Origin of the sequence: Bradyrhizobium sp. SZCCHNS1050 (genome assembly GCF_032484785.1) — a bacterium.
GTDB lineage: Bacteria > Pseudomonadota > Alphaproteobacteria > Rhizobiales > Xanthobacteraceae > Bradyrhizobium.
The window spans coordinates 3,456,025-3,475,197 of record NZ_JAUETR010000001.1; the positions used below are offsets into that span (position 1 = coordinate 3,456,025).

Annotated in this window: 18 protein-coding genes; 9 read left to right on the plus strand and 9 right to left on the minus strand. The window is 67.1% G+C overall.

The features are described 5' to 3' along the window. Window positions 1-4: 4 nt before the first annotated feature. The 6 genes from QX094_RS15610 to QX094_RS15635 form a co-directional block, all read right to left on the minus strand. Window positions 5-1,051: an ABC transporter substrate-binding protein gene (locus QX094_RS15610; protein ID WP_315752159.1), complete on the minus strand. Its 1,047-nt coding sequence runs from the start codon at window positions 1,049-1,051 to the stop codon at window positions 5-7. Between the two features lie 25 nt (window positions 1,052-1,076). After that, entirely contained in the window at window positions 1,077-2,162 is a 1,086-nt protein-coding gene (locus tag QX094_RS15615; protein WP_315713688.1) for an ABC transporter ATP-binding protein, read from the minus strand. A gap of 216 nt (window positions 2,163-2,378) precedes the next feature. Continuing rightward, window positions 2,379-3,128, minus strand: coding sequence for an aspartate/glutamate racemase family protein (locus QX094_RS15620; RefSeq protein ID WP_315713689.1), 750 nt, complete (start codon window positions 3,126-3,128; stop codon window positions 2,379-2,381). Window positions 3,129-3,193: 65 nt separating this feature from the next. After that, window positions 3,194-3,646, minus strand: coding sequence for a DUF3429 domain-containing protein (locus QX094_RS15625; protein ID WP_315713690.1), 453 nt, complete (start codon window positions 3,644-3,646; stop codon window positions 3,194-3,196). Window positions 3,647-3,650: 4 nt separating this feature from the next. Continuing rightward, window positions 3,651-3,830, minus strand: a complete 180-nt coding sequence (locus QX094_RS15630) for a DUF2256 domain-containing protein (protein ID WP_315713691.1) — start codon at window positions 3,828-3,830, stop codon at window positions 3,651-3,653. A 206-nt stretch (window positions 3,831-4,036) separates the two neighbouring features. Then, on the minus strand, window positions 4,037-5,512 hold the full coding sequence (locus tag QX094_RS15635) for an amidase (protein WP_315713692.1): 1,476 nt from the start codon (window positions 5,510-5,512) through the stop codon (window positions 4,037-4,039). Between the two features lie 281 nt (window positions 5,513-5,793). On the opposite strand from QX094_RS15635, the gene QX094_RS15640 reads away from it, so the two are divergent. Genes QX094_RS15640 through QX094_RS15660 form a run of 5 tightly spaced genes read left to right on the plus strand, consistent with a single transcriptional unit; the run spans window position 5,794 to window position 12,292 of the window. Beyond that, the gene (locus QX094_RS15640; RefSeq protein WP_316174569.1) at window positions 5,794-6,378 is read left to right on the plus strand and encodes a LysE family transporter; all 585 of its coding nucleotides are present in this window, start codon (window positions 5,794-5,796) and stop codon (window positions 6,376-6,378) included. Between the two features lie 21 nt (window positions 6,379-6,399). Next, window positions 6,400-6,819 carry a hypothetical protein gene (locus tag QX094_RS15645; protein WP_315713694.1) on the plus strand — a complete coding sequence of 140 codons (420 nt, stop codon included), beginning with the start codon at window positions 6,400-6,402 and terminating at the stop codon, window positions 6,817-6,819. A 58-nt stretch (window positions 6,820-6,877) separates the two neighbouring features. Continuing rightward, the gene (gene ihpA / locus QX094_RS15650; protein ID WP_316167311.1) at window positions 6,878-8,146 is read left to right on the plus strand and encodes a divalent metal ion exporter subunit IhpA; all 1,269 of its coding nucleotides are present in this window, start codon (window positions 6,878-6,880) and stop codon (window positions 8,144-8,146) included. After that, entirely contained in the window at window positions 8,143-9,126 is a 984-nt protein-coding gene (gene ihpB / locus QX094_RS15655) for a divalent metal ion exporter adaptor subunit IhpB (protein ID WP_316174571.1), read from the plus strand. Before ihpA ends, ihpB begins: the two co-directional genes overlap by 4 nt. After that, entirely contained in the window at window positions 9,119-12,292 is a 3,174-nt protein-coding gene (locus QX094_RS15660) for a CusA/CzcA family heavy metal efflux RND transporter (protein WP_316174573.1), read from the plus strand. The genes ihpB and QX094_RS15660 overlap by 8 nt, the downstream gene beginning before the upstream one ends. 59 nt (window positions 12,293-12,351) lie before the next feature. Here QX094_RS15660 and QX094_RS15665 read toward each other — a convergent pair whose 3' ends face one another. Then, window positions 12,352-12,918: a hypothetical protein gene (locus QX094_RS15665; protein WP_315825903.1), complete on the minus strand. Its 567-nt coding sequence runs from the start codon at window positions 12,916-12,918 to the stop codon at window positions 12,352-12,354. A 346-nt stretch (window positions 12,919-13,264) separates the two neighbouring features. Between QX094_RS15665 and QX094_RS15670 the strand changes: the two genes are divergently transcribed. Further along, a complete protein-coding gene (locus QX094_RS15670) occupies window positions 13,265-13,660 on the plus strand; it encodes a GFA family protein (RefSeq protein WP_316167315.1) in 396 nt (131 codons plus the stop codon). Between the two features lie 1,082 nt (window positions 13,661-14,742). After that, entirely contained in the window at window positions 14,743-15,999 is a 1,257-nt protein-coding gene (locus tag QX094_RS15675; protein ID WP_315713699.1) for an aminopeptidase, read from the plus strand. Between the two features lie 94 nt (window positions 16,000-16,093). On the opposite strand, the gene QX094_RS15680 is transcribed toward QX094_RS15675, so the two are convergent. After that, window positions 16,094-16,558 (minus strand): DUF4399 domain-containing protein, encoded by a 465-nt coding sequence (locus QX094_RS15680; RefSeq protein ID WP_315754975.1) that lies wholly within the window; start codon window positions 16,556-16,558, stop codon window positions 16,094-16,096. Between the two features lie 327 nt (window positions 16,559-16,885). Here QX094_RS15680 and QX094_RS15685 point away from each other — a divergent pair, with 327 nt between their 5' ends. Beyond that, entirely contained in the window at window positions 16,886-17,338 is a 453-nt protein-coding gene (locus tag QX094_RS15685; RefSeq protein ID WP_315754973.1) for a cupin domain-containing protein, read from the plus strand. On the opposite strand, the gene QX094_RS15690 is transcribed toward QX094_RS15685, so the two are convergent. Then, entirely contained in the window at window positions 17,335-18,153 is an 819-nt protein-coding gene (locus QX094_RS15690) for an MBL fold metallo-hydrolase (protein ID WP_315754972.1), read from the minus strand. The two genes, QX094_RS15685 and QX094_RS15690, sit on opposite strands and share 4 nt — an antisense overlap. 110 nt (window positions 18,154-18,263) lie before the next feature. On the opposite strand from QX094_RS15690, the gene QX094_RS15695 reads away from it, so the two are divergent. Continuing rightward, entirely contained in the window at window positions 18,264-19,169 is a 906-nt protein-coding gene (locus tag QX094_RS15695) for an alpha/beta hydrolase (protein WP_315713703.1), read from the plus strand. The last annotated feature ends 4 nt before the right edge of the window (window positions 19,170-19,173 follow it).

A 19,173-nucleotide genomic window follows, 5' to 3' on the forward strand; every position in this document is an offset into this window, starting at 1 on the left:
CGCGTCAGATCTTGATGTCGCGATTGAACTTCTCGATCCAGGACGCGCGCTGCTCGTTGATCTTCTTCCAGTCCTGGAACACGAACTTCTTCTTCAGCTCCGCGGTGTCCTTGGCGAGCACCTTGGCGATCTCGCCGGTCATCGCGACCTTGGTGTTGGTCGGCACGATCAGATAGGGCGAATTCATCAGGATAGTCTGCACCTCCGGTGACAGCGCCGCCTCGATCAGCTTGAAGGCAAGCTCCTTGTTCGGTGAGTTCTTGACGATGTGGATCGTGGTCTTGAAGGCGATCGCGCCTTCCTTGGGCGCCACGAACTCGACGGGCACGCCGCGCGCTTTCAGGATCTGGATGGCGTTGAAATTGCCGGGCGAGATGTCGATCTGGCCCTGCTGGAACAGGGTCGCCAGCGCGCCGGGATTGGCGGCGACGGCGGCGAGGTTCGGCTTCAGCTCCTCCAGCGCCTTGAAGCCCTCGTCGACATTGGCCTCGGAGCCGCCGCGCATGCGCGCGATCTCGACCAGCCAGCCGGTGCCGAGCGTGGAGTTCAGGTTGGTGATGCCGACCTTGCCCTTGAACTCGGGTTTCCACAGGTCGGCCCAGGAGGTCGGCGGCGTCTTCACGGTCTCCGGATTGTAGGTGAGGCCGACGACCTGGAAGAACGGCGCCGGGCCCATCGCGTCCTGCGCTTCCGGAATCAGGTCCTTGAAGTACGCGCTCTTGTCGGCCGGGAACGGCTCGACGAGATCCTGGCCGATCGCGACCAGCGCCGGACCCGGGTCGTGCAGCATGACGTCGATCGGCGGATTGGCCTTGGCGGCGTTGACCTTGGCGATCTGGTCGACCGACAGCATCGGATCGAGCACGATCGCCGCATCGGCGTTGGCCTTGCGGAAGGCAGGGACGAGCACGGCTTTATGTGCTTCTTCCCAGCTGCCGGTGAAGGTCGCGAACACCAGCGGCCGCGCCTGCGCGAGGCTCAAGCCCGGGAAGGCGTGCATGGCTCCCAGCGTCAAGGCGCTGGTCAGGAGCCGGCGGCGATCAAGCATCATGTTCCACTCCGATGTGTCTGTTGGTCTATTGCGGGAAGACGGTGGCGAGGCCGGGTGCGATCGGCGCGACCCGCACCGGGGCGCCGGCCTCGCGCAGCGGCGTGCCGCCGGTGCGGGCCTGCGAGATCTTGATGCTGGATCCGTCCTTGGCCTTGATCTCGTGGACGACGGTGGCGCCGAGCGGCAACGCCATGCCGATCTCGCCGGCAAAGCCGGTGTCGTCGCTGACGAAGGTAAGGTGCTCGGGACGCAGGCAGACGGTGACCTTGTCTGAGGCACTGACCGGATGCGGTGCGCGCGCGATGATCTCGCCGCCGGCCTCCAGACCGACCTTGACACTGCCCGCGTCGGTCGCGATCACGGTCCCCTTCATCTTGTTCGCCGTGCCGACGAAGCTGTTCACGAACAGCGTCTGCGGTTGGTCGTAGATCTCGGACGGCGTGCCGAACTGCTCGAGATGACCATGGCTGAGCACGGCGACGCGGTCGGCCATCGACAGCGCCTCCTCCTGGTCGTGCGTCACGATCAAGGTTGTGGTGCCCGCCATGCGCTGCAGCCGCTTGACCTCGATCTGCATGTCGAGCCGCAAATTCTTGTCGAGCGCCGCGAACGGCTCGTCGAGCAGCAGGATCGACGGCTTGATCGCCAGTGCGCGCGCCAGCGCCACGCGCTGCTGCTGTCCGCCGGACAACTGCCGCGGCAGCCGCTCGCCGAACGGGCCGAGCTGCACCATGTCGAGCAGCCGCTGCGCTTCCTTGTTGCGCGTCGCCTTGTCGACGCCGCGCGCGGCGAGGCCGTAGCCGACATTCTCGGTGATCGAGAGATGCGGAAACAGGGCGTAGTTCTGGAACACGATGCCGACGGCGCGGCGGTTGGGCGGCAGCGCGTCGACGACGTCGTTGCCGATGATGACGCGCCCCTCGCTCTGGCCGATGAAGCCGGCGATGATGCGCAAAAGCGTGGTCTTGCCGCAGCCCGAGGGCCCAAGCAGGGCGATGATCTCGCCGCCTTTCACATCGAGATTGACGTCGGAGACGGCCATCGTGCCGCTGGCGAAGCGGTGCGTGATCCGATCCAGAACGAGCGACTTGGCGTCCGATACGCTGGCCATGGGCTTCCTGCTCTATTCGTTTGAAAAAGCAAGAAGCGTGCCGCCTTTTCAGGCAGTGGCGGCTGCTTGTGTACAAAAGAGGATATGACAGGTACGCCAGTATTAAGATGCCATTCCAGCTAGGAGGCACGGGCGTGCGCCGACGGCGATGCGCTCCCTCTCCCCGCAAGCGGGGAGAGGCAAGGATCGAGCAAGCCCACTAACAGTGTCGTCCAGCTAACCGTCGCGATGCTCCAGCCGTGCGGCCAGCGCCGCGGGCAAGCCCGTCGTCGGTTTCGCGGCCGGGCGGCGGAAGGTGCCGGCGGTGGCTTTGCGCATCTTCAAGGCGAGCAGTGCTTCGGCCTGCTTCACCGCCGCGATCACCTGATCGACCACCGGCACCGGGATACGATGCGCGACCCGGGCCGCGAGGCCGGACAGCGGCGCGCCGGCGAAGATCAGGACGTCGGCCTCGTTCTCCTCGACCGCGCGCAGCGCCAGCTCGACCAGCAGCTCCTCCTTCTCGTGCTGCACGTCGGAGATCTGCTTGAAGCTGCCGTCGAGCATGCGGATGCCGGCGCAGCGCTCCATCAGCCCGTGCATGCGCACGCACTCCTCGTACCAGGGGCCGAGCGCCTGCGCGAAGGTGACGATCGCGAAGCGCCGTCCAGCCATGCAGGCCGTCAGCATCGCGGCCTCCGCAAGCCCGATCACCGGCACGTCGAACAGCTCGCGCGCCGCGAACAGGCCGGGATCGCCGAACGCAGCGATGATCGCAGCGTCGAAGGTGCCGTGACGCTCCGCCAGCATCTCCAGTGCGACGGCGCCGCCGATCTGCGCCTCGGCGCGGGTGGCGATGTAGGGCACGCCGCGCGGCGCGGTGCAGGGGATCAGGGTGGTGCCGGGCGCAGCAGCCTCCCGGCCGACCTGCAGCATCAGGTCGGTGATGTCGGTGCGGATGTTGGGATTGAGCAGCAGGATGTTCATGGCGCCTCGCGAGTGGATATGCGAGCTTGCCCGAGGGATTGCCGCATTGTCCACAACGGTGACCGTCAGAGCGCGCCCTTGACCACGATGCCTATCAGCGTGGCGAGCAGAGACAGTATTGCACCAAGGCTGAGCAGCCGCCGCAGCTTCAGGAACCAGGCTCGTCGATCGTCGCCGCCGAAGCTGAACTCATCGTAGACCAACGCGGTCAGCAGCGCGGCTTCGAGCAGCACCAACGCGGGCAGCGGCGGCAGCAACAGCGCGACCCAGCCGAGCAGGGACGGCGTCACCCCCCAGCTCATGCGCGGCCAGACTGCCAGCGCCGGCGTCTGCACGGCGACGCCCCAATGGATCGCGCCGAGAAAGCTCACGATGACCGCGCCATAGCCGATCTGCGCGCGCAGCGCGGCCAGCCGGATCGGATCGTCACCTGCAATCACCAATGCGGCGAGGCCCGCGAACGGAATCAGCCCGGCGAGGCCGAGAATGCGCATCGGAGCGGGGACGCCGGACATCATGACGCTAGCCTCCGCGGCTCCTGGCGATCGCAGTGGGCGTCCGGCCGCGGTCGGATCGGCAGCGGTCCGAGCAGTATCTCACCTCGTTCCAGTCGCGTGCCCATTTGCGCCGCCACGCAAACGGGCGGCCGCACGCAGCGCATATCCTGGTCGGCAAGTCGGCCTTGCGCCGCATCTTCGGCATGGCGTCACCACGGGACCCGCATGCCGCGCCGGGGCAGGGCGGCATCTGCCGCCTCCCTGCCGGAACGCGTCGCGGTCCGCTCGTCCGTCACGTTCGCCCTCGCCGATCAGTGCGACGCGCCGGCTTCCGGCCGGCACCGTCCACGCTGAACAACGATCGATGGGCGCCGCCGGATCAGTGGCCGGCGGGGCGCTCGTGGTTGCGGCTCAGGCTTTGGTCACGTGGACGGCGGGCGTGGTACCGCCGTTCCACTTGCCCTCGATCGCGCGCTCGATCTGGGCGGCCAACTGCAGCAGCAGGCCGTCGTCGGCCTGCTTGCCGATCGCCTGGATGCCGAGCGGCAGGCCGTGCTCGTTGGTCGCGAGCGGCAGCGAGATCGCCGGAATGCCGCAGAGGTTGGCGAGCGGCGTGAACGCGAAGTTGCGCCAGAGATTCTCGAACCAGTTGAGCACGTCCGGATTGTCGCTGATCGTCAGATATTCGGTAGTGCCGATCTTCGGGGTCGGCAGCGCGGTGATCGGCGTCAGGATGATATCCCAGTCCTCGAAGAAGGCGCCGAAGGCGCGCGAGGTGGTGTTGAACACCGCCTGCATCGCCGCGCGCTCGGCGAAGCTGGTATCGCGGCCGGCCTCCCAGATGCGGATGTTGATGGGCTCGATCAGCTCGGCCGGCGGCCGCTCGAGCTTGCGCGACGCGAGCAGGTTGTTGATGACGATCGCGAAGTTGGAGATGTAGCAGGTGGTCTGCGCCGCGAATGCGGCGCGATAATCCACGTCGGGCAGCGCGTAGCCGACGTGGTGGCCGAGGCCCTCGAGGAACTTGCCGACACGCGCCAGCTCTGAAGCGATGTGCGGCGTGGCGCGATAGTCGCCCCATTGATGCGACAGCGCGATCCTGAGCTTGCCGGGATCGCGCTTGATCAGCTCGACGTAAGGCTCCGGCGTGGTCCAATACGGCATGAACTCGCCCGGCGCGCCGCCGCGGCAATGATCGACGAACGCCGCGGTGTCGCGCACGCTGCGCGACTGGCAGCCCTGGATCGAGACGAGGCCGGAGAGATCCGACAGATGCGGCGCGATCGAGAACACCCCGCGCGAGACCTTCAGCCCGATATTGCCATTGACGCCTGCGGGAATCCGGATCGAGCCGCCGCCATCGGTGGCATGCGCGATCGGCACCACGCCGGCGGCGACCATCGCGGCACTGCCGGCCGACGAGCCGCAGGTCGTGTAGTCGGTATTCCACGGATTGCGCGTGACATAGACGGCCGGGTTCTCGGCCGAGCTGCAGACGCCGAACTCCGGCGTAGTGGTGCGGCCCATCAGGTTGAGGCCGGCCTTGCGCATCTTCGCCGTCAGGTGCGTGTCGGCGGCGGGACGGTTGCCGCGCATGAACAGCGAGCCCTGCTCCTGCAGGCGCCCGGCCATGGTCGGCCCGAGATCCTTCATCAGGAACGGCAGGCCGGCGAAGGGGCCTGCGAGATTGGCGCCGGCCTTCGCCGGATCTTCGACGGCGTCGGCGAAGACTTCGATCACGCCGGACAGTGCGGGATCGACTTTTGCGATTGCCTCGGCGGCCTGCCTTGCCAGCTCCGCCGCCGTCAGCTCGCCGCTGCGAACGCGCGCCGCGAGCGCCATGCCATCTTGCCGGGCCCACTCGTCCCAGCTCATCGCCAACGTCATCTGTCTTCCGATCCTTGCGCGCCGACCATCGATGCTACGCGTCCGAACGGTGCGATGATCAGGCGCTGTTCCACTTCCGGCCGCGAACCTTAGTTTGCACGAGAGCCAAGTCAATCAATCGCCCTGCATGCTGCCATACGATCCTATCATGCGGCGCGGCCGACCATCGTCCGCAATGAAGCCGACATACGAGCCGTTCCGGAAAACGGGACTGCGGCCCGCGGCGCCGGACGTTGACGCGCGTCAAGGCCGGCGCATGGCGCGCGTGCTTGATGCGGTCTATGGATATCCTGACCTTTGGCGCGGCGGGCGCCGCGCTGCTCGTCACGCCCGGCCCAACCAACACGCTGCTCGCCACTGCCGGTGCGAGCCGTGGCGTGCGCGCATCCGTTCATCTGCTGCTCGCCGAGCTTGCCGGCTATCTGCTCGCGATCGCGACGCTGCGCATCACGCTCGGTCCGCTCGTTGCGACCGCGCCGCTGGTCGGACATGCTCTTCGTGTCGTGGTCGTCCTCTATCTGCTGCACCTCGCGGCCGCGCTCTGGCGCCACGGCAGCGGCAGCGCAAGCGATGCGGCGCCGGTCACCCTGCGCGGCGTGTTCATCACGACGCTGTTCAATCCAAAGGCCATCATCTTCGCTTTCACCTTGCTGCCGCTGGAAGGCGATGCGGCGAGCCTATGGCCGTTCCTGGTCGTGCTCGGGCTCTCGACCGCGACGATCGGAGGAGCCTGGATCGTGCTCGGCGCGACGCTGCGCTGCGGTCTCGGACATGTCGTGCCGGCGTGGCTCGGCTATCGCTGCAGCGCTGCGGCCCTGGCGCTGCTCGCCTGCGTGATCCTGGCGCCCGCCCTTGGCGCGCCATGAGCGGTTCCGCTTGTTACATTGTTGCTGATCGACAACCGCGCCGGCCACGTGCTATCCGCTCGCCGAACAGGGGGCGCGGTGCGCAGCATTGGCAAACGAGACATCACGAGCCGTCCGCGCATGCTGCGCCGGATCGTGGCCGCCTGCCTGATGCTCGCTTATGTCCTCGCGGGCGCGCTGCACGGCGCTTGTGACATCGACGTCGCCCATCCCTCCGCGGGCAAGCCGGAGATCGCGTCGCTGCTCGACCGAGCGGGCCACACCGATCAGCGCGGCATCGCCGACCATCATTGCCATGGCTGCTTCTCGGTGGCCGTGCCGCAGCCGCAGTTCGCCGCCGTGCCGGCCGAGGTCGTGGCCGCAACCGGCTGGGCCGTTCCCCTGCTCAGTGCAGGCGTCCTCCCCGAGTCCGAGTCTCCGCCGCCAAAACGCCTGAGCTGACGCAACGTTCCGGACGGCCGACGCCGTCCATCCTTGCCCGTCCAGACAGGTTCATCTCATGCCATTCCCCGGGATGGCTGCGCGTGCCATCGGCGCCGCAGCCCTGCTCGCTCTGTCCGTGCACGCCTCCGCGGCGCAGACGCTGACCCTCCGCGCGGCGCTGTCGCGCGCCCTCGCCGCCAATCCACGGCTATCCGCCGCCGACCGCGACATCGGCATCGCCTCCGGCCAGCGGCTCCAGGCCGGCGCGCTGCTCAATCCCGAGCTGTCCTACGAGCAGGACAATTCATTCGGCTCGGGTCAATATCGCGGCACGCGATCGGCCGAGACGACCTTGCAGATCAGCCAGGCGTTCGAATGGTTCGGCAAGCGCGACGCCCGCATCGCCGCCGGCCAGGCCGGCGTGCGCGCCGCCGAGATCCAGCGCCAGGCGGTACGGCTGGAGATTTTGTCGGAGACCGCGATCGCCTTCGTGACGGTGCTCGCCACGCAGCGGCGCATCCAGATCCTCGACGATCAGGTCGCAGCGCTCGATCGCCTGACGCCGCTGCTGCGCCGTCGCGTCGAGGCGGGCGCGTCGTCGCCGGCGGAGACCGGCCGCGCCGAGGTCGCCTCGGCGCTGGTGCGAGCCGATCGCGAGCGCGTCAAGGCGACGCTTTCGAGCGCACGCCGCGAGCTCGCCGTGCTGATCGGCGACAGCTCGGCGAAGCTCTCGGCCGTCACCGGGCGGTTCGATGCGACCGGCCAGCCGCCGGCGTTCCAGACCGTGATCGCGGCGATCGATGCCAATCCGCAGCTCGTCCGCTGGACCGCGGTCTACGCGCAGCGCAATGCCGAGCTGCTGCTGGCGCGGCTGAAGCCGTACCCCGACGTCCGCATCGGTGCCGGCTGGCGGCATTTCAACGACACGCAGGACGACGCCGTCAGGCTCAGCGTCTCCGTGCCGATCCCGGTGTTCGACCAGAACCAGGGCAACATCCTCTCGGCGCAGGAAAGCCTCGCCAAGACCGAAGCCGAGCGCAAGGCCAACCGCAACGCGCTGCTGGTGATCGCCGGCCGCGCCTACGACTCGCTGCAGGGCTCGCTGCGGGAATTGTCCGTGCTGCGCGAGATCGCAATTCCGAAGGCGCAGGAGGCGGCCGACGAGATCGCGCAGGGCTACAGCGCCGGCCGCTTCTCGTTGCTCGAGGTGCTGGACGCACAGGCGAGCGTGGCGCAGGCGCGGCTGCGCGAGCAGGAGGCGCTGCAGAACATCCATGTCGCCGTGGCGACGATCGAAGGCCTGGTCGGCCGTCCCTTCACCCTGGAACGGGAGACTGCGCGATGAGACCATCCACCGTCATCCTCATTGTCATCCTGGCGGCCGCCGCCGGCGCCGGCGCATCGCGCCTGCTGGTCGAGGCGGAGCCGCAGGCCCAGGCAACCGTCGGCCATGCCGATCATGCCGAGAAGGCACCGAAGGACCATGTCGAGCAGGACGAGCATGGCGCCGACCGCATCCGCATCAGCGACGTGAAGCTCGCCGCGGCCGGCGTCGAGCTCGCCGAAGCCGGCCCTGCGACCTTGTCGGATACGCTGGCGTTCAACGGCGTGCTGCGCGCCAATCAGGAAGCGCTGGTGCAGGTGACGCCGCGCTTTCCGGGCATCGTCCGTGCCATCAAAAAGCGCATCGGCGACACCGTCGCCAAGGACGAGCTGCTCGCCGCGATCGAGAGCAATCAGAGCCTGACCTCGTATGATCTCAAGGCGCCGATCGGCGGCACCATCATCGACCGCCAGATCTCGCTCGGCGAATACGCCTCCGAGCAGAAGCCGGCCTTCGTGGTCGCGGATCTCTCCACGATCTGGGTCGACCTGTCGATTTATCGCCAGGATCTCCGGCGCGTCCGGCTCGACGACGAGGTGCTGATCGATCCAGATGACGGACGCGGCGCGATCCGCGGCCACGTGTCCTACATCGCCCCCGTCGGCGCCAGCGAGACGCAGACCGCGCTTGCCCGCGTCGTGCTGGCCAATCCCGACGGCCGGCTGCGCCCGGGCCTGTTCGTCACCGCGCGGCTGGTTCTCGCCAAGCGCAGCGTCGCCGTGGCGGTCCGCGCGAGCGCGATCCAGACCCTGGAGAACAAGACCGTCGTGTTCGTGCGCGAGGAGGGCGACAAGATCGAGGCGCGCCCCGTGGTCACCGGCGAGTCCGACCCGACCTATGTCGAAATCCGCGATGGCCTCGCCGCCGGCGAACACTACGTTGCCGAGAACAGCTTTGTGGTGAAGGCGGAGATGGGCAAGGGGGAGGCCGAGCATGATTGACGCGATCCTCGGATTTGCCGTGCGCCAGCGCTGGCTGGTGCTGATCGTTGCGCTCGCCGCCGCCGGATTCGGCGCCTGGAATTTCACCCGGCTGCCGATCGACGCCGTGCCCGATATCACCAACGTGCAGGTGCAGATCAACACCAAGGCGCCCGGCTACTCGCCGCTCGAGACCGAACAGCGCATCACCTTTCCGGTCGAGACCGCGATGGGCGGCCTGCCGAAGCTGGACTACACGCGCTCGCTGTCGCGCTATGGGTTGAGCCAGGTCACCGTCGTGTTCCAGGACGGCACCGACATCTATTTCGCGCGCCAGCTCGTCAACGAGCGCATCCAGCAGATCAAGGATCAGCTGCCCCCGGGCGTCGAGGTCGCGATGGGACCGCTCTCGACCGGGCTCGGCGAGATCTTCATGTATGCGGTCGAAGCCAAGCCCGGCGCCAAGACGCCTGATGGCACCGACTACTCGCCGACCGATCTGCGCACCATCCAGGACTGGATCATCCGACCGCAACTGCGCGGCGTGCCGGGCGTGATCGAGGTGAACACGATCGGCGGCTTCGAGCGCCAATTCCACGTGCTGCCCGATCCCGGCCGTCTGATGGCCTACAAGATCAGCTTCCGTGACGTGATCGCGGCGCTGGCGTCCAACAATGCCAATGTCGGCGCCGGCTATATCGAGCGCAATGGCGAGCAATATCTGGTGCGCGCGCCCGGCCAGGTCGGCAGCGCCGCCGAGCTGAAGGACATCGTGATCGGCGCCCGCGGCGGCACGCCGGTGCGCATCGGAGACGTCGCCGAGGTGACCGAAGGGCGCGACCTGCGCACGGGGGCGGCGACGCTCAACGGCGAGGAGGCGATCCTGGGCACGGCGATGCTCCTGATCGGCGAGAACAGTCGCGCCGTTGCGCGCCGCGTCGCCGCCCGGCTCGACGACATCGCGAAGTCGCTGCCCGAGGGCGTGGTCACGCGCACGCTCTATGACCGCACCCATCTGGTCGAAGCGACGATCCGCACCGTGGAGAAGAACCTGCTCGAAGGCGCCGCGCTGGTCGTCGTCGTGCTGTTCCTCCTGCTCGGCAACATCCGGGCCGCACTGGTCACAGCCTGCATCATCCCGCTGTCGATGGCGATGACCATCACCGGCATGGTCGAGAGCAGGGTGAGCGCCAACCTGATGAGCCTCGGCGCGATCGATTTCGGCATCATCGTCGACGGCGCCGTCATCATCGTCGAGAACTGCCTGCGGCTGCTCGCCCAGGCGCAGCATCGCAAGGGCAGACTGCTCACGACCGCCGAGCGGTTGCAGACCATCATCAGCGGCGCGCGCGAGGTGATCGGGCCGAGCCTGTTCGGCACCGGCATCATCGCCGTGGTCTATCTTCCGGTGCTGACGCTGACCGGCGTCGAGGGCAAGATGTTCACGCCGATGGCGCTGACGGTGCTGATGGCGCTCGGTGCCGCCGTGCTGTTCTCGATCACCTTCGTGCCGGCAGCGGTCGCGATCTTCGTCACCGGCAAGGTATCCGAGCGGGAGAACCTCATCATGCGCGGCGCGCGGCGGGTCTACGCGCCGCTGCTGCGCGGCGTGATCGCGCACCGCCTGATGGTCGTAACTCTGGCCGTGGTGATCGTCGCGGCGAGCGGCTTTGCCGCGACGCGCATGGGCGGCGAGTTCATTCCGAGCCTTGACGAGGGCGACGTCGCGCTCGCGGCCCTGCGCATCCCCGGAACGAGCCTCACCCTCTCGGTCGACCTGCAGAAGGCGCTGGACGCGCGGCTGCGACGCATCCCGGAGGTGAAGGACGTGTTCACCCGCATCGGCACGGCCGAGGTCGCGACCGATCCGATGGCGCCGTCGCAGGGTGACGGCTACATCATGCTGAAGCCGCGCCAGGCGTGGCCCGACCCGGCGAAGCCGAAGGCGCAGCTCGTCGCCGAGATCGAGGCGGCGGCCGACGAGATCCCCGGCAGCAACTACGAGATCTCGCAGCCGATCCAGTTGCGCTTCAACGAGCTGATCTCCGGCGTGCGCAGCGACGTCGGTATCAAGATCTTTGGCGACGATCTCGATATCCTGCAGGGCGCGGCGCGCCAGGTCGAAGCCGCGATCCGCGGCGTCAATGGCGCGACCGACGTCAAGACCGAGCAGGTCGCGGGGCTGCCGATCCTGACGGTCAGGATCGACCGCCAGGCGCTGTCGCGCTACGGCCTCAGCGTGGCCGAGGTGCAGAGCGTGGTCGAAATCGCGATCGGCGGCAAGGCGGCCGGAAAGCTGTTCGACGGCGACCGCCGCTTCGACATCGTCGTCCGCCTCCCCGAGCGTCTGCGCGGCAATCTCGATGCGATCCGCGCGATCCCGATTCCACTGCCGGCGGGTGAGGAGGCGAATGCCGCGCCGCTGCGCACCGCCTTCTCCTCGGCCGCACAGCCGCGCTACGTGCCGCTGTCGTCGGTCGCGGCCGTGGCTTCGGCGCCGGGGCCGAACCAGGTCAGCCGCGAGAACGGCAAGCGGCGGATCGTCGTGTCAGCCAATGTTCGCGCCCGCGACCTCGGCTCGTTCGTGACCGAGGCGCAGGCCGCCGTCGCGGAGAAGGTCAAGCTGCCGCCAGGCTATTGGATCGGCTGGGGCGGACAGTTCGAGCAACTGGTGTCGGCGACCAAGCGTCTCACGATCGTGGTGCCGATCGCGCTCGCGCTGGTGTTCCTGCTGCTGTTCATGAGCATGGGTTCGTTCGCCGATGCCGCGCTGGTGTTCTCCGGCGTGCCGTTGGCGCTGACCGGCGGCATCGCGGCGCTGCTGCTGCGCGGCCTGCCGCTGTCGATCTCGGCCGGCGTCGGCTTCATCGCGCTGTCAGGCGTCGCCGTGCTCAACGGCCTGGTCATCATCGCTTTCATCGAACGGCTACGCCGGGAGGGACGCTCGGTGCGGGCCGCGGTGGAGGAGGGCGCGCTGGCGCGATTGCGGCCGGTGCTGATGACGGCGCTGGTCGCCTCGCTCGGCTTCGTGCCGATGGCGATCGCGACCGGCGCCGGCGCCGAGGTCCAGCGCCCGCTCGCCACCGTCGTCATCGGCGGCATCATCTCGTCGACGATGCTGACGCTGCTGGTGCTGCCGGCGCTCTACGTGCTGTTCAGACGCGAGGCGCGGTCCGCGTCGGCATAAGCGGCATGCAGTTCCCGACTTGATAGCTGCATGCCGCCCGCCCGCGACGGCGTCGGGACCTAGTTGAAGGCCATCGGCGCCGCGCTGGCCATCCAGCCGTCGGAGCGTGCATTGCGGGCGAACCGCTGATATCTCGGCGCACGGGCCTCGCGCGTGACACGAGCCGCTGCGCCGAACATCGTGGAACCGCCGTTCGGGTTCACGATCGCGTAGCCGGCGATCGACCGCGGATGCTCGCGGGTGACGTGACCGCCGGAATTGCCGTCATGCACATACCAGACATTGCCGGCGACCTGCTGCTGCAGGATCATGACGTGGCCGGAGCGGACCGCCGCCATGCCCGGTGCGGGAGCCGCGCGTGGAAAGCGACGCCAGTTGGATGCGAGATTCAACTCGGGAATGACCCGGCCGAACGTGTAGAGCGACGCTTCGCAGCCGCAGAAGGCATGCGGGCATCCCGACGGCCGGCCACCGACGACGCGGCCCTCGCCGGGGATCGAGGCCATGGCGTTCATGAAGGAGTGATGGTGACGGTACGAGTAGTGATGATGATGGTGACGAGGACGCGCCTCGGCTTGAACGGAGAGAGCCAGCAATGCGGCGACGACAATTACAACGCGGTACATTCGGAGGACTCCTGTACACTGTGAAATCCCCCTGCCGCGCGCCAATCAACGTCCAAACATGTCCTCAAAGTGACCGAATCACCCCTGAGCCATGCAAATGCGGGACGGCGCTGCCCGCTCGGACTGGTTCCAAATCATTCGAAGTGATTGACTCTCGACGTCGAGAATGACTCACAACAAATGAATGTTCCGCCTTGGGAAGATCAGACTACCTACTAACAGCGCGGCGACCGCGGCCGGCCTTCAGTCGTCCTAATAGCCACAAAGATGCAATGAGGATAAATAACATCCTCCACGCGTGCGGCGCTCTTGGGCATTTCGTTCCAGACCACGACAGGAGATCGTCATGACCACGTTCCGCGGCAGTTGCCTCTGCGGCCGGGTCGGCTTCGAGGTCGATGGGCCGTTCGACAACTTCCTCAATTGCCATTGCTCGCGCTGTCGCAAGGCCAGCGGCACGGCGCACTCCTGTGAGGTCATCGTCAAGGCGTCGGCGCTGCGGTGGATGCGGGGCAAGGCGAACGTCACACGGTTCGACCTGCCGCAGGCGCGCAGCTTCGCCACCGCCTTCTGCAGCACATGTGGCAGCCCGATGCCGCATCTGACGCGCAGCGGCCGCGAAGCGATCATTCCCGCCGGGAGCTTCGACGAGCCGCTCGGCGCCGCTCCCGATCGCCATGCGCATTGGGCGTCACGTGCCGACTGGTACGTCGATGGTGACGGGCTGCGCGTCGAGGACTGACGCAATCAGAATGCCGCTCGTCGGGCGACTCATGCCCCTCACGCCGAGATCGGACAAGCCTGTCGAGGCTTCATATCCGCCCGATCGCCGCTGCGTCCGGAATCCGATTTCACGAGCAAGTCCGGGCTGATTTGGGCTGTCCAGTCCCGGCAGAAAAAATATCCTGCTTGGCAATTTCGGAAAATCATGATTGTTTGTCGCTGTCCCGCCTCATCGACGAGGGGCGCTGCGCGGTCGTCACGAAGCGTGAAGGTGGGATGTGATGGGCGGGCCGGTTTGCAGCGTGGTCATTCGCGCGGACGAACAACATCGGCTCGCACGGTCAAGTCGCGTGGTCCTGATACTCCGATGCCAGTATCAAGCCTGCGCTGGCGCCAATGGCGCCGCGTGGGTGACGGTGACCAAAAAGCCCGGCGCACCGGGGAGAACGCGAAGCAGCCGTAGCGCCATCGCGCAGGGAGGGCCGGATCATCCGGCTGGACCTGTGGTACCTGCCGCCTGCATTTTTTGAGCAGGCGGGCCACGGGCCTCAGTCGAGGTCCGGCCTTCCCTGCACCCTCTCGTTTGAAGAGGGTGAGACCACTGTATCACTCGGACGCCTGGGCGCCGCGAGGCTACGGACGCACATCCCCATATGCACATCCCATATACCTCAAAATTGTTGATCACGACGGCGCCAATGGCTCGGTGCCCACCCTCCCCTGGAGGGGGAGGGTCGGTCGCCCGCGAAGCGGGCGAGCGGGGTGGGGTGATCTCTCCGCGAGCGCTTGTGCACGTGGAGAGATCACCCCACCCCGGCTCACGTTTCGCTTCGCTCACCACGAGGCGACCCTCCCCCTCCAGGGGAGGGCGGGCACCGAGCTCGCGGCTTAGCTTTGGAGAGCGACTGATGCGGATCCATAGGGCCCGTTTTGAGGTGTCGGCTATGTTTCCGAACACCTTCACGGCAGTTGTCCGGGCCATGCCCTGCACGGCGACGAGGGCGGAGAGGCGATGCAGGAGCCGTCTCCCGTTCACCATTGACCGCCCCATCGATTGGCCTATCTCTTCAACACCGCAAAGAAACGGAACTGGATCCCCTGATGACCGCACATCCGCGCAACTTCGATGCCGCCATCGATCCCGTCAAGCTCGACCGCCTGGCCGAGGTGGCGGTGAAGGTGGGCCTGCAATTGCAGCCGGGTCAGGATCTGCTGCTGACCGCGCCGTCGGTGGCGCTGCCGCTGGTGCGCAAGGTCGCCGAGCACGCCTACAAGGCCGGCGCTGGGATCGTGACCTCGTTCTTCTCCGACGAGGAACTGACGCTGGCGCGCTACCGTTTTGGCCGTGACAACAGCTTCGATCGCGCCGCCGACTGGCTCTATCAGGGCATGGCCAAGGCGTTCTCGGAGAATACCGCGCGGCTCGCCATCGTCGGCGACAATCCGATGCTGCTGTCCGGCCAGGATCCGGCCAAGGTGGCGCGCGCCAGCAAGGCCAACTCCAAGGCCTATCAGCCGGCGTTGGAAAAGATCACCAATTTCGAGACCAACTGGAACATCATTGCCTATCCGAGCCCGTCCTGGGCCAAGCTGGTTTTCCCGGACGTGCCGGAGGAGGTCGCGGTGGCGAAGCTCGCGGACGCGATCTTCGCAGCGTCGCGTGTCGACCGCGAGGATGCCGTGTCTGCCTGGGAGCGCCACAACGCGGTGCTGCGCGAGCGCACCGAGTGGCTCAACGGCCAGCGTTTCAGCGCGCTGCATTACACCGGACCCGGCATGGACCTGACGATCGGTCTTGCCGACGGCCATGAATGGGAGGGCGGCGCCTCGACTGCCAAGAACGGCATCACCTGCAACGCCAACATTCCGACCGAGGAAGTGTTCACGACGCCGCATTGCCGCCGTGTGTCGGGTCACGTCGTCAGTTCCAAGCCGCTGTCCTATCAGGGCACGCTGATCGACAACATCCAGGTCAGATTCGAGGAGGGTCGCATCGTCGAGGCCAGGGCTTCGAAGGGCGAGGAGGTGCTTAACAAAGTGCTCGACACCGACGAGGGCGCGCGCCGGCTCGGCGAAGTCGCGCTGGTGCCGCACTCCTCGCCGATCTCCAAGAGCGGCCTGTTGTTCTACAACACGCTGTTCGACGAGAACGCGGCCTCGCACATCGCGCTCGGCCAGTGCTACTCCAAATGCTTCGTCAACGGCACGTCGCTGTCGCCGCAGCAGATCGCAGCCCAGGGCGGCAACCAAAGCCTGATCCACATCGACTGGATGATCGGCGCGGCCGACACCGACATCGACGGCCTCCATGAAGATGGCCGCCGCGTCCCGGTGTTCCGCAAGGGCGAGTGGGCCTGACGCATGACAGGCCGGCGCCACGCGTGCACCGGCCCGAAGCGAGCCGCGAGCCGCGAGCGATGCTCGCGGCGGTGTCGTCGTCGATCGAACCTGCCTACTGCTTGGCGCTGCCGGTGGTGGCCTGAACGTCGATCGTGATCCGCTCCGACATCACCGGCTTGTTGTGGGGGATGTGGCTCCAGTCGCCGAGCACGAGCTGCAAGGTGTGCTTGCCCGGCGTGAGATTGACCGAGGCTTCAGTCTGGCCCTTGCCGAAATGCACGTGGCCGGCATCGACCGGGATCGCCTCGTTGAGTGCGTCGCCCTCGAGCGCGGGCGCGTCGATCAGCAGGTGGTGGTGCCCGGTGTTGGGAGCCTCGGTGCCGGACGGCGCGACGCCCATGCCGGACAGGCCGAAGCGGATCAGGACCGGCGAGGAGACGGTGTCGCCGTCCTTCAGGTTGATGAAGTAGGCCTTGGCGTTTTCGGGGGCGGGCGTTTCGCCCGCCATGACGAGACTGCTGGTTGCAAGGGCGGCGGCGGACAGCGTGAGGGCGAGTGCGAGGCTCAGTCGGCGCATCCTGGGAAATCCTTATCTCTGCGAAGGCGGCAAATCTTTAAAGGTGACGGCACGGCGCAGGATGGGCAGGGCGACCGGAGGGGCGCCTGTCCGCATCTTGCAGTGCGAGCAAACAGTAGATCAGCAGGTTTGGCGAGGCCGCGAACAAATTGCGGCGTTCGCGTGAAGTTTATAGCGCTTGCGTGTTTGTGATGCGACGGCTGGTCGCGGTGGTCTGTTCAAATCTTAACGACTGCGGAAAGCAGCCATTAGGTGCAATCGGCTACGCTCGCAAGCTCGTGCCGGCGTTCGCCCGGTCATTTCAGTCCCATGCATTTGAGGTCCAAGATGTCTCCGTCCTTGATCGAAACCGCCAATCTCGCCGTCGACCTGGCGCCCGCTCCGATCGAGCCGTCCTGGATCATCGAGGGCAATCCGACCGCGACCTCCTGCACCATCGCGCGCAGCAGCGACGGGCTGGGCTCGACCATCGTCTGGCACTGCACCGAGGGCAAGTTCAACTGGTACTACGATTTCGACGAGACCATCCTGATCCTCGAAGGCGCGATCACGCTGGAGAGCGAGGGCATGCCGGCGAAGCGCTACGGGCCGGGCGACGTGATCTTCTTCCGCGACGGCGCGCATGCCAAGTGGCATGTCGAGGGTCACGTCAAGAAGCTCGCCTTCTGCCTGAAGACCCAGCCCTACGTGCTCGGCCTCGCGGTGCGGGTCATCAACAAGCTCAAGCGCATGTTCCTGACGCCGGAAGGCCGCCGCGGCACCAGCCTTGCGGGCGCCTAGACGCCGTCGAGGATGATCACGGTCGGGACCTGTGGCAGCAGCTCGCGCGACATCTTCAAGGTGCGCTCGGCGCGGCGGTCGATCTCGAACTGCTGGCCGATCTTGCGCATGAACTCGTCGAGCGGCGTCGCGAAGCGGTGCATCGGCAGCACCACCGAGGCGCGCAGCCGCTTGGTGATCTCCGAGATGCCGTCGAGCGACATCGTGTAGGTGCCGTCGATCGGCACCATCACCACGTCGAGCCGGCCGATCGCGGCGAAATGCGTCTCGTCGAGCTTGACGTGCAGGTGGCCGAGATGGCCGATGCACAGGCCGGCGACCTCGAAGATGAAGATCGAGTTGCCGTCCTTGATCATGTCGATGCCGATGGAATCTCCGAAATAGCGGCGGGTGTCGGTGGTGATGTTGCGGATCAGCACGTCGCCGATTCGCTCGAAGATCTGGGCCGGCTTGCCGTCGTCGCCCCAGCCGCGCAGCACATGCGGGATGCGCGAATCGGGCGCCAGCGTGTAGTGCGTCGAATGCGCGCGGTTCATGGTGATCACGTCGGGCAGCCGTCCGACCTGATAGGCGCCGCTGTAGTCGGTCGCGATGCGGATGCCCATCGGCGTGTCGATGAAGTAGGTCGAGTGGCCGGCATAGGTGATCGTCACCTCGTTGCCGGCAGACGCCGTCCGGCGCAGGCTGACCGGCGTCGCGCGCGGTTGGTTGCCGGCCATCGCCAGGCACTCGCTGGTGCGCGGCCCCGATTGCGCCAGAGCGGGCGATGCGAACGCGACCAGCACGGCAAGCAGCGAGACCAGCGAGCGCAGCATGGCAGTTCCCCTTCGACAGCGGGTGTGAGTGTAGCGGGGAATCCGGATCAGAACTATCCTCGGCGCAACGGCCGGCTCGAGAGCGCGGCGCGACGACGTGGAGAGATGGCATGACGGATCGGGTGTTGCAGCCGTTGCGGGAAATCGACGCAGGCGTGCTCCGCATTGCCTATGTCGAGAGCGGGCCGGCCGATGGCCCCGTCGTCATCCTGCTGCACGGCTATCCCTACGATATCCACTCCTATGTCGAGGTCGCGCCGCGCCTCGCCGCGCAGGGCTGCCGCGTCATCGTGCCCTATCTGCGCGGCTATGGACCCACTCGTTTCCGCGACGCATCGACGCCGCGCTCGGGCCAGCAGGCCGCGGTCGGCGCCGATCTGGTCGCGCTGATGGATGCGCTGGCGATCCCGCGCGCCGTGTTCGCCGGCTATGATTGGGGTGGCAGGGCTGCCTGCGTCGGCGCGGCGCTGTGGCCCGAGCGCTGCACGGGCCTGGTCTCCGTGAACGGCTATCTGATCCAGGACATCGCGCGGGCATTGGAGCCGGCGCCGGTGCCGCGCGAGTTCGCGTTCTGGTATCAGTGGTACTTCCAGACCGAGCGCGGCCGCGCCGGGCTCGCCGCCCACCGCGCCGACATCGCACGGCTGCTGTGGCAGCAATGGTCGCCGCAGTGGCGCTTCGACGATGCGACCTTCGCGCGCGCGGCGGAGGCGTTCGACAATCCCGATCACGTCGATGTCGTGATCCACAGCTATCGGCATCGCTACGGGCTGGCCGATGGGGATCCGCGCTATCAGGAGCTGGAGCGGCGATTGGCGACCCTGCCCGTCATCACCGTGCCTACGATCACGCTCGATGGCGACGCCGACGGCGTGATCCCGGCAACGGACGGCCAGGCGCATGCTGCGAAGTTCAGCAACCGGATCGGCCATCGCGTGATCGCGCGGGCCGGCCACAATTTGCCGCAGGAAGAGCCGGAGGCGTTCGCCGCCGCCGTGACGGAGCTGCTGCGCTGAACGC